The sequence below is a fragment of the Pseudomonas sp. GW823-FHT06E10 genome (assembly GCF_058794995.1).
In genome coordinates, this window is record NZ_JBXAHJ010000001.1 from 584,446 (window position 1) to 597,046 (window position 12,601).

The 12,601-nt window shown below is 58.1% G+C and carries 12 protein-coding genes; 8 read left to right on the forward strand and 4 right to left on the reverse strand.

Annotated elements, in window-relative coordinates; genetic code table 11:
• Positions 1-30: 30 nt before the first annotated feature.
• Positions 31-2,082, forward strand: a complete 2,052-nt coding sequence (gene prlC, locus AC1Q6Y_RS02700) for an oligopeptidase A (protein ID WP_407515793.1) — start codon at positions 31-33, stop codon at positions 2,080-2,082.
• Positions 2,079-2,366, forward strand: a complete 288-nt coding sequence (locus AC1Q6Y_RS02705; protein WP_057712619.1) for a YheV family putative zinc ribbon protein — start codon at positions 2,079-2,081, stop codon at positions 2,364-2,366. Before prlC ends, AC1Q6Y_RS02705 begins: the two co-directional genes overlap by 4 nt.
• Before the next feature lie 41 nt (positions 2,367-2,407).
• On the opposite strand, the gene AC1Q6Y_RS02710 is transcribed toward AC1Q6Y_RS02705, so the two are convergent.
• The 3 genes from AC1Q6Y_RS02710 to AC1Q6Y_RS02720 form a co-directional block, all read right to left on the reverse strand.
• A complete protein-coding gene (locus tag AC1Q6Y_RS02710; protein WP_198530227.1) occupies positions 2,408-3,052 on the reverse strand; it encodes a phosphatase domain-containing protein in 645 nt (214 codons plus the stop codon).
• 109 nt (positions 3,053-3,161) lie between these two features.
• Complete coding sequence (locus AC1Q6Y_RS02715; RefSeq protein ID WP_492624001.1) at positions 3,162-3,710, reverse strand: hypothetical protein; 549 nt, start codon at positions 3,708-3,710, stop codon at positions 3,162-3,164.
• Positions 3,711-3,795: 85 nt separating this feature from the next.
• Positions 3,796-4,098: a hypothetical protein gene (locus AC1Q6Y_RS02720; RefSeq protein WP_349735885.1), complete on the reverse strand. Its 303-nt coding sequence runs from the start codon at positions 4,096-4,098 to the stop codon at positions 3,796-3,798.
• Positions 4,099-4,322: 224 nt separating this feature from the next.
• Between AC1Q6Y_RS02720 and AC1Q6Y_RS02725 the strand changes: the two genes are divergently transcribed.
• The 3 genes from AC1Q6Y_RS02725 (at position 4,323) to AC1Q6Y_RS02735 (ending at position 7,975) form a co-directional block, all read left to right on the forward strand.
• Positions 4,323-5,381 (forward strand): PA0069 family radical SAM protein, encoded by a 1,059-nt coding sequence (locus AC1Q6Y_RS02725; RefSeq protein ID WP_492624002.1) that lies wholly within the window; start codon positions 4,323-4,325, stop codon positions 5,379-5,381.
• A gap of 244 nt (positions 5,382-5,625) precedes the next feature.
• Positions 5,626-6,357 carry a carbonic anhydrase gene (locus AC1Q6Y_RS02730; RefSeq protein WP_008045785.1) on the forward strand — a complete coding sequence of 244 codons (732 nt, stop codon included), beginning with the start codon at positions 5,626-5,628 and terminating at the stop codon, positions 6,355-6,357.
• A 91-nt stretch (positions 6,358-6,448) separates the two neighbouring features.
• Positions 6,449-7,975, forward strand: a complete 1,527-nt coding sequence (locus AC1Q6Y_RS02735) for a SulP family inorganic anion transporter (protein ID WP_492624003.1) — start codon at positions 6,449-6,451, stop codon at positions 7,973-7,975.
• 119 nt (positions 7,976-8,094) lie between these two features.
• On the opposite strand, the gene AC1Q6Y_RS02740 is transcribed toward AC1Q6Y_RS02735, so the two are convergent.
• Positions 8,095-8,745 carry a hypothetical protein gene (locus tag AC1Q6Y_RS02740; protein WP_057712613.1) on the reverse strand — a complete coding sequence of 217 codons (651 nt, stop codon included), beginning with the start codon at positions 8,743-8,745 and terminating at the stop codon, positions 8,095-8,097.
• A 369-nt stretch (positions 8,746-9,114) separates the two neighbouring features.
• On the opposite strand from AC1Q6Y_RS02740, the gene coxB reads away from it, so the two are divergent.
• From coxB to AC1Q6Y_RS02755, 3 genes are all read left to right on the forward strand, one after another.
• Complete coding sequence (coxB, locus tag AC1Q6Y_RS02745; protein ID WP_492624004.1) at positions 9,115-10,242, forward strand: cytochrome c oxidase subunit II; 1,128 nt, start codon at positions 9,115-9,117, stop codon at positions 10,240-10,242.
• 82 nt (positions 10,243-10,324) lie between these two features.
• Complete coding sequence (ctaD, locus tag AC1Q6Y_RS02750) at positions 10,325-11,917, forward strand: cytochrome c oxidase subunit I (protein WP_057712611.1); 1,593 nt, start codon at positions 10,325-10,327, stop codon at positions 11,915-11,917.
• 129 nt (positions 11,918-12,046) lie between these two features.
• Positions 12,047-12,598: a cytochrome c oxidase assembly protein gene (locus tag AC1Q6Y_RS02755; RefSeq protein ID WP_056726726.1), complete on the forward strand. Its 552-nt coding sequence runs from the start codon at positions 12,047-12,049 to the stop codon at positions 12,596-12,598.
• Positions 12,599-12,601 lie beyond the last annotated feature (3 nt).

Consider the following 12,601-nt stretch of genomic DNA (forward strand, 5'->3'; position numbering starts at 1 on the left):
CTGCATGTTTCTCCAGCCAAGGTATCAACCGTGAGCGTGAACAACCCTCTTTTGCAGTCCTATGACCTGCCGCCGTTCTCCGCCATCCGCGTCGAACACGTACAACCGGCCATTGAACAGATCCTGGCTGACAACCGTGCCGCTATCGTCGAGATCCTCAAGACCCAGGTCAAACAGCCAACGTGGGCAGGCCTGGTGCTGGCGATGGACGAACTCAACGACCGTCTGGGCGCCGCCTGGAGCCCGGTCAGCCACCTCAATGCCGTGTGCAACAGCGCCGAACTGCGTGAAGCCTACGAGTCGTGCCTGCCGGCCTTGAGCGCCTATTCCACTGAAATGGGTCAGAACCGCGAACTGTTCCAGGCTTTCGAAGCCCTGGCCAGCAGCCCGGAGGCCGCCGGTTTCGACGTGGCGCAGAAAACTATCCTGGAACACTCCCTGCGTGACTTCCGTCTGTCGGGTATCGACCTGCCGGAAGCCGAACAAAAGCGTTACGCCGAAGTGCAGAGCAAGCTGTCCGAATTGGGCAGCCGTTTTTCCAACCAGTTGCTCGATGCCACTCAGGCCTGGACCAAGCACATCACCGATGAGGCCGCCCTCGCCGGCCTGACCGATTCGGCCAAAGCGCAAATGGCCGCCGCGGCTCAGGCCAAGGATCTGGACGGCTGGCTGATCACCCTGGAATTCCCGAGCTATTACGCGGTGATGACCTACGCCCAGGACCGCGCGCTGCGTGAAGAAGTCTACGCCGCGTACTGCACCCGGGCGTCGGACCAGGGGCCGAATGCCGGCCAGAACGACAACGGCCCGGTCATGGAAGAAATCCTCGACCTGCGTCAGGAACTGGCAAAACTCTTGGGGTTCAGCAGTTTCTCCGAGTTGAGCCTGGCGACTAAAATGGCCGAGTCCAGCGATCAGGTGCTGAGTTTCCTGCGCGACCTGGCCAAGCGCAGCAAACCGTTCGCTGCCCAGGATCTGGAACAGCTCAAGGCTTATGCCGCCGAACAGGGCTGCCCGGATCTGCAAAGCTGGGACAGCGGTTTCTACGGCGAAAAACTCCGTGAACAGCGTTACAGCGTCGCCCAGGAAGCCCTGCGCGCCTACTTCCCGATCGACAAGGTGCTCAGCGGTCTGTTCGCCATCGTCCAGCGCCTGTACGGCATCGAGATTGCCGAGCAGAAAGGCTTCGACACCTGGCACCCGGATGTCCGTCTGTTTGAAATCAAGGAAAACGGCCAGCACGTCGGCCGCTTCTTCTTCGACCTCTATGCTCGCGCCAACAAGCGTGGCGGCGCCTGGATGGATGGCGCCCGCGACCGTCGTCGCACCGCTGGCGGTGTATTGCAAAGCCCGGTGGCCAACCTGGTGTGCAACTTCACCCCGGCCGACAGCGGCAAGCCTGCGCTGCTGACCCACGACGAAGTCACCACCCTGTTCCACGAGTTCGGTCACGGCCTGCATCACCTGTTGACCCGCGTCGAGCATGCTGGCGTGTCCGGCATCAACGGCGTGGCTTGGGATGCGGTCGAGCTGCCGAGCCAGTTCATGGAAAACTGGTGCTGGGAGCCGGAAGGCCTGGCGCTGATTTCCGGTCATTATGAAACCGGCGAACCGCTGCCTCAGGACCTGCTTGGGAAGATGCTTGCGGCGAAAAACTTCCAGTCCGGCCTGATGATGGTGCGCCAACTGGAGTTCTCGCTGTTCGACTTCGAACTGCACGCCACCCATGGCGACGGCCGCAGCGTGCTGCAAGTGCTTGAAGGCGTGCGTGACGAGGTTTCGGTGATGCGTCCGCCGGCCTACAACCGCTTCCCCAACAGTTTTGCGCACATCTTCGCTGGCGGTTACGCCGCGGGTTACTACAGCTATAAGTGGGCTGAAGTGCTGTCGGCCGATGCGTTCTCGAAGTTCGAAGAAGAAGGCGTGCTCAACGCCGACACCGGTCGTGCGTTCCGCGAAGCAATCCTGGCCCGTGGCGGCTCCCAGGAGCCGATGGTGCTGTTCGTCGACTTCCGTGGTCGTGAGCCATCAATTGACGCACTCTTGCGCCACAGCGGCCTGAGTGAGGGCGCGGCAGCATGAGTGAGGGACCTGTGATTACGAAAAAACGCTTTATCGCCGGGGCGGTCTGCCCGGCATGCAGCGAGCCGGACAAATTGATGATGTGGAATGAAGACCAGGTCCCGCACCGAGAGTGCGTGGCCTGCGGTTACTCCGACACACTCAATGAGCAAGGGCTGTCGGTGCCCAAGGAGTTGGGTACGCGGGTGAACACCAGCGCCCCCAAACCTGCCGACACCAAGGTTCAGCCGGTTCAGTTCTTCCCGAATCCGAAGCTGAAGAAAAAGCCTGACGAACAAAACTGAGTGAAAAAAGCCCCCGTTGCGCAATGCAACGGGGGCTTTTTTTATTCGATGTGAGCGGACTTGAACCAGCTCTTCATTGAACACGCAGCGAACGGGCTGGTGCTGCAATCGCCATTGGCCAGGGCCGTGCGCAGTTTTTCCACGTCGGCCTGCATCATGTAGCGAATTCCGTCCTTGAAGTGGGTGCTGTCGCCAAAACCGCCCTGGGTCATTTCGTTCAGGGCCTCCTCCTTGGTCCAGCCCTGGATGACAGCCCGGTACATGGCGGCCATCAGGCCGGTACGGTCGGAACCGTGTTTGCAGTGCATCAGCACCGGGCCTTTGGCTTCGGCGGACCGAATGGCGCGCAAGGCCTTGAGCACATCGGCGTCATCCACATGGTTGGTGCGATAAGGCAGTTGTACTTGCGTGATGCCTGGCGCGGACAACCAACTGGAGTCTGCTTCGGGCAGGAAATTGATCACAGTACCCACCTTGAGTTTCTCCAGCAGCGGCACCGCGCCCTTGTCCGGCAAGGCGCTGCGATAGAGCGTCGGCGACATCTGGAAGAGGTTGTATTGCTTCTCTATCTGTTGAGCCCAGTCTGCTGGACGCTGCATCACACTGTCGTCAGCAAGTGCCGGTGTCAGGTTAGCGAGCACAACCAGCGACAAGCATATTGCAGATAAAAAACGTGGAAAAAGCATGCTTGAGCGACCGTTCAGAAAGGGACGGGAAGATGGTGGCAAGGATCAGCCATGCACGGTCAAAGGCCTGTGAGCTGACTGTCAAAGAATCGTGAAGTCCGCGCTCAGGTTATAGTTTCAGTTTGATGAAGGATTTGAGCAGCTCGTTCAGTCCGACCCCATAGTTAAACACCTGTCCAGTTAAAGGGTTGCGCTTGCGACCTTCAAAAGACGAGCCGGCATTTGCAGATTTAGTTTCGTACACACCGAGGCTATACAGTTGATGATCATCTTCGTCAATTTCAAATTCCTCAACGTCTACTCGAAGCTCGGGTGATTCAGCGGAAAGACGATAAAGGTACGCTATGCCCTCTGGGGCAATTATTTGTTGATGATAAAAAGCGAGTGCAAGTTGTGTAAGGGCGGCAATGTCCTTTTCGTCGATGCTATTGTCTGGAGTGACATTGATATCGGACCAAGGATCAAAATCGAGCTTTGAAGTCTTGCCTTCGTCTTTTATATGGAGTGTCACTGAGGGAGCGCCTGCGAGAATATCAGCGAATTGCTCCATTGTTTTGTTCGGATACTCGCCTGCCCTTATTAGCTTGATAATTACCTGTACATCTTTCGTCGTTTCTATTTGTTGTAGATAAACACCGGTTTTTATGAGCATTGACATTTTTATCCTCCAGGCTGTCTGGAATGCATGCGGGAGCCCGCATGCATTCGGCAATAGCACTTTCCAGTGATCGGAAAGTCAGGGCTCAGGGATTGACGATACTGGCATAAGCCTTTGCCAGCGCCTGTAACTTGGCTTTGTCGTCGGCATCGATGGTCCCGTCTCCATCGACATCCTTGCCCACGGTCCGGATGCTGAAAGAGTTGCCAAGGTCGGTGGAAGTGGCGGTGTAGTAAGTTGAGTCGACCAGCTTTTCAACTTGCATTTCATTTTCCGCATCCCAACTCAACTCTTTGCGAGCCAGTTGCAAAGAAACCAAGGTGTTGGGTTCCGAAGGATTTGGTCGCATGAGTTGAAGGAAAATACCGCGCTGATTAAAGAAAGACATTAATAAATCCTTTTATTTGATTGCTGTTGAGGGTATTGCCTGTTGGGTTGAATATACGGTTGGGTATTGAATCTAACCACTGACTATATGTTTCCTGAGTTTTCTGATTATCAATGAACAAGTAAGCATCATGATGCCCCTTTGTCAGATGAAGGGCTGAGCGGTACTGGTCGACAGGCAGTGAGTCGGTTACTGTATGGATATACAGATCAAGGAGTCCGCTGATGGTTAGCTCTCTGCCTCCCCGCGGCCGCGGCACCGCAACCAACCCGCACAACCGCTTTGCCCCCAGCCATTCGGTGGTTGAGGACGACGGCTGGTATCAGGAAGTACCGCTCACCCAGGGCACCGAGGTGAGCATTGAAACGGCGAAAACCATCATTACCCGCAACACGTCGCCGGACTTGCCCTTCGATCGATCGATCAATCCCTATCGCGGTTGCGAGCATGGCTGCATCTACTGCTACGCGCGGCCAAGCCATGCCTATTGGGACATGTCGCCCGGGCTGGATTTCGAGACAAAGCTGATCGCCAAGACCAACGCTGTGGATGTGCTGGAGCAACAGCTGTCCAAACGCGGCTATCAATGTGCGCCGATCAACCTCGGCTCCAACACCGACCCCTATCAGCCGATCGAGCGTGAGTACAGGATCACCCGGCAAACCCTCGAAGTACTGCTGCGATATCGTCATCCCGTGACCATCGTCACCAAAGGCTCGCTGATCCTTCGCGATTTGGACCTGCTGACCGAACTTGCACAGCAAAACCTGGTGGCGGTGATGATCAGCCTGACCACCCTGGACGACGATCTCAAACGCATCCTTGAACCCCGCGCCGCAGCGCCCAAGGCCCGGTTGCGGGCGATCAGGGTCATGCGCGAGGCGGGCATTCCGGTGGGCGTCCTGTGTTCACCGATGATTCCGATGATCAACGACAGCGAACTCGAAAGCCTGCTCGCCGAGGCTCACGACGCCGGAGCACAAAGCGCTGCCTACATGATGCTGCGTCTGCCGCTGGAAGTGGCGCCGCTGTTCGAAGAATGGCTGGGCGCCCACTATCCGCAACGGGCGGCGCATGTGCTGAGCCTGATTCGCCAGAGCCGTGGCGGTGAACTCTACGACAGCCGCTTTGGTGCTCGAATGCGCGGCGAAGGTCCCTTCGCCGACCTGCTGGCACAGCGTTTTGCCAAAGCCATCAAGCGCCTGGGGCTCAATCGCCGGGAAAGCTTTGACCTGGACTGCAATGCCTTTTGTCCGCCCGGTCGCCAAATGTCATTGATTTGAGGACAATTGGCCTATGGTTGAGTACTGAAGATCGCGCTCGCGTCTTAGGCTGGTCACGTTTTTTGTGACCTGTAACGCGCATTCTAGAGCGTTTTATTCAGTTTCAATTAAGATTCGGCCGCTACCTTGTTCATCGAGTGACTGATGGGTCGAGATGTTTGGCCTGGATGTTTTTTAACCAGCCACTGGCTTCACACCGGACCACACGGGATGACTCCCTGAGCCCGCCAATGAGGATGAATTGATGAGTGACAAGGATAAACAGCCGTTGGCTGCGTCGGCTTCAGCCCAACCCGAGGCCGAAACCGCCGATGCAGCGTTGCAGCATATCGTTGACGGCTTTTTGCATTTTCATCATGAGATCTTTCCTCAACAGGAAGAGCTCTTCAAGAAACTCGCCACGGCCCAGCGGCCACGAGCGATGTTCATCGCCTGCGCCGATTCGCGCATCGTTCCCGAGTTGATTACCCAGAGCTCCCCCGGCGACCTGTTCGTGACCCGTAACGTCGGCAACGTCGTGCCGCCTTACGGGCAAATGAACGGTGGTGTTTCCACGGCCATCGAGTACGCCGTACTGGCTCTTGGGGTGCATCACATTATCATTTGCGGGCATTCCGACTGCGGCGCCATGCGCGCGGTACTCAACCCGGACAGTCTGGAAAAAATGCCCACGGTCAAAGCCTGGCTGCGTCATGCCGAAGTGGCCAAAACCATGGTGCAAGAGAACTGCAACTGCTCCAGCGAAAGCGAAAGCATGCACATCCTCACTGAAGAGAATGTGATCGCCCAGTTGCAGCATCTGCGCACCCATCCGTCGGTGGCTTCGCGCATGGCCAACGGTCAGCTATTTATTCACGGCTGGGTCTACAACATCGAAACCAGCGAAATCAAAGCGTACGACGCAGATCAAGGCTGTTTCCTGCCGCTCAATGGCAGCCTGCCAATTCCCGTGGCGACGCCCAAAGCGCGCTTCTAAATCCTCCTAAATCGTTGTGTGGTTCAGCCGAGGCTGCCGTTCAGGCAGCCTGGCTTTGCCATGCCTGAAGAAAAATTTCGGGAGACTCACCATGCGTGCTGCTCGACTCAAAGCTGTTCTGCCACGGGAGCTGCTGGCTTCGGTGGTTGTGTTTTTGGTCGCCCTGCCTCTGTGCATGGGCATCGCGATTGCTTCGGGGCTGCCGCCGGCCAAAGGCCTGATCACCGGCATCATCGGTGGTCTGGTGGTCGGCTGGTTGGCCGGTTCGCCACTGCAAGTCAGCGGCCCGGCGGCGGGCCTGGCCGTTCTGGTATTCGAGTTGGTCCGCCAGCACGGCATCGCCATGCTCGGGCCGATACTGTTGTTGGCGGGTTTGCTGCAACTGGTGGCTGGCCGATTGAAGCTGGGCTGCTGGTTTCGAGTGACGGCACCCGCGGTGGTGTACGGCATGCTGGCCGGGATTGGCGTGCTGATCATCCTGTCTCAGGTGCATGTGATGCTGGATGCAGTGCCCAAACCTTCGGGTCTGGATAACCTGGCGGCCTTCCCGGCGGCGCTGTCTCTGGCGTTGCCCACGTTTGGCTGGCAAGCCGGGTTGCTCGGTTTGTCGACAATCGCCGTCATGTGGCTGTGGGATAAATTCCGTCCGCAATCCCTGCGCTTCGTTCCTGGCGCGCTACTTGGCGTCGGTCTGGCCACGCTTGCCAGCCTGATGCTGGCGTTGCAGGTCAAACGGGTTGAGGTTCCGGCCAACCTGATGGAGGCCATCGACTGGCTCAAGCCAGCGGATCTGCTCAACCTGGCTGATCCGACCTTGCTGATCGCGGCGTTTGCCGTGGCTTTCATCGCGAGCGCCGAAACCTTGCTCTCAGCCGCCGCGGTTGATCGCATGCACAGTGGCCAGCGCTCGGACTTCGACCGGGAATTGTCGGCGCAAGGTATCGGCAACATGCTGTGTGGCCTGCTTGGAGCGTTGCCGATGACCGGCGTTATCGTACGCAGTTCGGCGAATGTTCAGGCTGGCGCAACCACGCGGTTTTCGACCATTTTCCACGGCCTGTGGTTGTTGGCGTTCGTACTGTTGCTGTCCAGCGTGCTGCAAAGCATTCCGGTGGCGAGCCTGGCGGGCGTGCTGGTGTACACCGGTTTCAAGCTGGTGGATCTCAAGGTATTCCGTGGTTTGGGCCGGTATGGTCGGGCGCCGATGTTCACCTATGCGGCAACCGCGCTCGCCATCGTTTTCACGGACCTGCTGACTGGCGTATTGATTGGCTTCGGCCTGACGCTGGTGAAACTGGCGCTGAAAGCTTCGCGGTTGAAAATCAGCCTGATCGACCTGCCTCAGGAAGGGGAAATGGAATTGCGCCTGGTGGGCGCGGCGACCTTCCTCAAAGTGCCGGCGCTGACCCAGGTGCTGGGTAGTATTCCACCAGGCGCGACGGTGCATGTGCCGCTTAACAACCTGAGCTACATCGATCACTCGTGTCTGGAGCTTCTGGAGGAGTGGGGCCGGGCGAATGCGGCCAAGGGTTCGAAGCTGTTGATTGAATCGCGGGGGCTGAAGCGCAGACTTGAAGGCAGGGTTCGTACCAACACGGGCATAGGTGCGGCTGGCTGAGGCCCGATGTGGGAGCGAGCTTGCTCGCGATGGCGGTAGATCAGTCAACTTTGATGTTGAATGATATAGCCTCATCGCGAGCAAGCTCGCTCCCACAGGGGATTGTGTTTACCGGTGAATCAAGCCGCCGGTTGATCCAGTTCCAGGCCTACGCCCAAACGGCGGGACATGCACGGCCAGCGTTTCCACGCGGCGCCGGTGTCCGGGCTGTTGAGCTTCTCGCGGTAGGCTTCCACGGACTCCAGTGCGAAGGTTTCGTCGTTGAGCATCTCGTCGATGGCGTGATGCACCACTTCGTCCAGTTGGTTGGCGAACGTCTCACCGATCAATTGGTGAGCAATCAGGTTGGCGACAGTCATGTCCAAGGGGATCAGTGGCTGGCCAAGATGCTTGATGTACAGGTCGTTGACCTCTTCGACAAACCGATGCGCCAGATAGGCTTCATCCAGCAGACTGTCGAGCCCGGCATGGCCGGCCATGATGGCTGGCGGCTGGAGGAAGTACTGCTCGGCGATTTTCAGCACCGGTTTGATCTGTGACTCAATGCCCGCTTCCCTGGCGACTTCATTGGCTGCATCCAGCAGATCAGGCACTTCTTCGATGTAGGCGGCGACAAATCGCGTCAGTACGCCTTTGGTATCGGCCTCCGGCAATTGGATCGCCGGGTGCAGATGAGCCAGTTTGCTTTCCAGTTGACGCGTCAGCAGACCGGTCTCGGCTTCGTGTTGTTGGGCTGTTTGGATCTGCTCGCGCAATGCGGCGGTGTTCATGAAAACTCCAGGAAACAAGGCAATGAAATAGGGAAGACATAACTTAGCTGGCTTACGAAAAATGCTAAGACGCATTTGTCATAATTATTTCATCCTTGAGACGGTCCCGTTATATCGATTTGCCACCACTCGTCTGCATCCTTCTCCATTCGTGCCCTGCAACGCAAGTTAATGCTGTTTCAGATCATTTACGCCTTCGCATTGCGAGGTGAGAGTCGCTGTCTATACTCGGGGTGGAATGGAGTTAGCTGATGACGCCCGACTGCATATGCAGCAAGGCCCGGTGCTCAAGTTCGTAGTCTGATGCAGCCGCTCCCTTGCCGCAGGTGAAAGCCGGCGGGATAACAAGAACGATAAGGGGAACCCGCAATGATGCGACATCCACATGTCTGGATGGGCCTCCTGTTGTGGTCGATTTTCAGTCAGGCGCAAGCGGCCTGGACTGTGAATATGGCGCCTGGAGCGACTGAAATCAGTCACGCAGTATTCGACCTGCACATGATCATTTTCTGGATCTGTGTGGTGATCGGCATCATCGTATTTGGTGCCATGTTCTGGTCGATGATTCTCCACCGCCGCTCGACCGGGCAGGTGGCCGCCAAATTTCATGAAAGCACCACCGTCGAAATCCTCTGGACCATCGTGCCCTTCCTGATCCTGGTGGCCATGGCGGTTCCCGCTACCGCGACCCTGATCAAGATGTACGACGCCAGTGAGCCGGATATCGACATCCAGATCACCGGTTACCAGTGGAAGTGGCACTACAAATACCTGGGCCAGGACGTCGAGTTTTTCAGCAACCTGACCACCCCCCAGGATCAGATCAACAACAAGGAAGCCAAGGGCGAGCACTATCTGCTCGAAGTCGACAAGCCATTGGTGCTGCCAGTCGGTGCCAAGGTGCGCTTCCTTGTGACCTCCGCCGACGTGATCCACTCCTGGTGGGTGCCGGCTTTCGCGGTCAAGCGCGATGCGATTCCCGGGTTCGTCAATGAAGCCTGGACCCGTATCGACAAGCCCGGCATCTACCGTGGCCAGTGCGCCGAGTTGTGCGGCAAGGATCACGGCTTCATGCCGACCGTGGTCGAGGTCAAGGAAAAGCCCGATTACGAAAAATGGCTGGCCGATCGCAAGGCCGAGGCCGCGCAGCTCAAAGAGCTGACCAGCAAGGAATGGACGCTCGAGGAGCTCAAGGAACGCGGCGACAAGGTCTATCACACCACCTGCGTGGCCTGTCACCAGGCCGAAGGCCAGGGTCTGCCGCCGATGTTCCCGGCACTCAAGGGCTCGAAAATCGCCACCGGACCGAAAGACGCTCACCTGAGCATTGTTTTCCACGGCAAGCCTGGCACTTCCATGGCCGCATTCGGCAAGCAACTCTCGGAGGTCGATATCGCGGCGGTCGTGACCTATGAACGTAACGCCTGGGGCAACAACAAGGGCGACATGGTCACGCCTAAAGAAGTGCTGGAGCTGAAACAGGCGGAAAGCAAATGACCCGGTCTATTGCGCACGTAAGGAACCGGTCGGGGCTACGCACCCCGGCCTGCCCAGTCCATCTGTTTGCAGGAGACAGGACATGACTGCTGTAATCGATGAGCATGTTCATACCGCCACCGACCACGCCCATGGCCCCGCAAAAGGCCTGATGCGCTGGGTGCTGACCACCAACCACAAGGACATCGGTACGTTGTACCTGTGGTTTGCGTTCTCCATGTTCCTGCTTGGCGGTTCGTTCGCGATGGTGATTCGCGCCGAGCTGTTCCAGCCGGGGCTGCAGATCGTCCAGCCGGAATTTTTCAACCAGATGACCACCATGCACGGTCTGGTGATGGTCTTCGGTGCGGTGATGCCGGCCTTCGTCGGCCTCGCCAACTGGATGATCCCGCTGATGATCGGCGCGCCGGACATGGCTCTGCCGCGCATGAACAACTTCAGCTTCTGGTTGTTGCCGGCGGCGTTCCTGATGCTGGTGTCGACCCTGTTCACTGCCGGTGGCGGGCCGAACTTCGGCTGGACGTTCTATGCGCCGCTGTCGACGACCTACGCGCCGGAAAGCGTGACCTTCTTCATTTTCGCCATCCACTTGATGGGGATCAGTTCGATCATGGGCGCGATCAACGTGATCGCCACCATCCTCAACCTGCGCGCCCCCGGCATGACGCTGATGAAAATGCCGTTGTTCGTCTGGACCTGGCTGATCACCGCGTTCCTGCTGATTGCGGTGATGCCGGTACTGGCCGGTTGCGTGACGATGATGCTGATGGACATCCACTTCGGCACCAGCTTCTTCAGTGCCGCCGGTGGCGGAGACCCGGTGCTGTTCCAGCATGTGTTCTGGTTCTTCGGTCACCCCGAGGTGTACATCATGATCCTGCCGGCCTTCGGCGCCGTCAGCTCGATCATTCCGGCCTTTTCGCGCAAGCCACTGTTCGGCTACACCTCGATGGTCTACGCCACGGCGAGTATCGCGTTCCTGTCGTTCATCGTCTGGGCGCACCACATGTTCGTGGTCGGCATTCCGCTGGTGGGCGAGTTGTTCTTCATGTACGCCACGTTGCTGATTGCGGTGCCGACGGGCGTGAAGGTGTTCAACTGGGCCAGCACCATGTGGCAGGGCTCGCTGACGTTCGAGACGCCGATGCTGTTTGCCGTGGCGTTCGTGATCCTGTTCTCCATCGGCGGTTTCTCCGGGTTGATGCTGGCCATCGCCCCGGCGGACTTCCAGTACCAGGACACCTACTTCGTGGTCGCGCACTTCCATTACGTGCTGGTGCCGGGGGCGATCTTCGGGATCTTCGCCTCGGCCTACTACTGGCTGCCGAAATGGACCGGCCACATGTACGACGAAACCCTCGGCAAGCTGCATTTCTGGCTGTCGTTCATCGGCATGAACCTGGCCTTCTTCCCGATGCACTTTGTGGGGCTGGCGGGCATGCCACGACGGATTCCGGACTACAACCTGCAGTTCGCCGACTTCAACATGGTGTCGTCGATCGGCGCATTCATGTTCGGCGCCACGCAGATCTTCTTCCTGTTCATCGTGATCAAGACCATTCGAGGCGGCGCGCCGGCACCGGCCAAGCCGTGGGATGGGGCTGAAGGTCTGGAGTGGAGCATCCCGTCGCCGGCGCCGTATCACACCTTCACCACGCCGCCGGAAGTGAAATGAACACTGTGGCCCTTGTAGGAGCGAGCTTGCTCGCGATGGTCGTCAACGATGACGCTGGAAGCCTGACACACCACGGCGCTCTCAAGTTTTTCGCGAGCAAGCTCGCTCCTGCAGGGTTGTGCGGAAATCATGGCTGACTCGATTTCGATGAAGAAACTGGTCACGCGCCTGCTGACCGTGGTGGTGGCAATGTTTGTGTTCGGCTTTGCCCTGGTGCCGATCTACGACGTGATGTGCAAGGCCTTCGGCATTAATGGCAAGACCGGCGGGCAGTACGAGGGTGAGCAAACGGTCGACACCTCGCGGCAGGTGCGCGTGCAGTTTCTGTCGACCAACACCGCCGACATGCCGTGGGACTTTTACCCCAAACATGACGAATTGACCGCGAACCCGGGGGCGGTGAACGAGATGATCTTCATCGCCCACAACCCCACCGATAAACCGATGAGCGCCCAAGCCGTGCCGAGCATCGCGCCCAGCAATGCGGCGGCGTACTTCCACAAGACCGAATGTTTCTGCTTTACCCAGCAAGTGCTGCAGCCCGGTCAGCGGATCGAGATGCCGGTACGTTTCATCGTTGACCGTGATATGCCCAAGGATGTGAAGCACCTGACGCTGTCCTACACGCTGTTCGATATCACCGCCCGACATCCACCGGTAGCTGTAAACACTGGCGGCTGAGCG

Coding starts and splice junctions, on each gene's coding strand:
- AC1Q6Y_RS02705 (WP_057712619.1), top strand. CDS start 2,079: ATGAGTGAGGGACCTGTGATTACGAAAAAACGCTTTATCGCCGGGGCG.
- AC1Q6Y_RS02710 (WP_198530227.1), bottom strand. CDS start 3,052: ATGCTTTTTCCACGTTTTTTATCTGCAATATGCTTGTCGCTGGTTGTG.
- AC1Q6Y_RS02715 (WP_492624001.1), bottom strand. CDS start 3,710: ATGTCAATGCTCATAAAAACCGGTGTTTATCTACAACAAATAGAAACG.
- AC1Q6Y_RS02720 (WP_349735885.1), bottom strand. CDS start 4,098: ATGTCTTTCTTTAATCAGCGCGGTATTTTCCTTCAACTCATGCGACCA.
- AC1Q6Y_RS02725 (WP_492624002.1), top strand. CDS start 4,323: ATGGTTAGCTCTCTGCCTCCCCGCGGCCGCGGCACCGCAACCAACCCG.
- AC1Q6Y_RS02730 (WP_008045785.1), top strand. CDS start 5,626: ATGAGTGACAAGGATAAACAGCCGTTGGCTGCGTCGGCTTCAGCCCAA.
- AC1Q6Y_RS02735 (WP_492624003.1), top strand. CDS start 6,449: ATGCGTGCTGCTCGACTCAAAGCTGTTCTGCCACGGGAGCTGCTGGCT.
- AC1Q6Y_RS02740 (WP_057712613.1), bottom strand. CDS start 8,745: ATGAACACCGCCGCATTGCGCGAGCAGATCCAAACAGCCCAACAACAC.
- coxB (WP_492624004.1), top strand. CDS start 9,115: ATGATGCGACATCCACATGTCTGGATGGGCCTCCTGTTGTGGTCGATT.
- ctaD (WP_057712611.1), top strand. CDS start 10,325: ATGACTGCTGTAATCGATGAGCATGTTCATACCGCCACCGACCACGCC.
- AC1Q6Y_RS02755 (WP_056726726.1), top strand. CDS start 12,047: ATGGCTGACTCGATTTCGATGAAGAAACTGGTCACGCGCCTGCTGACC.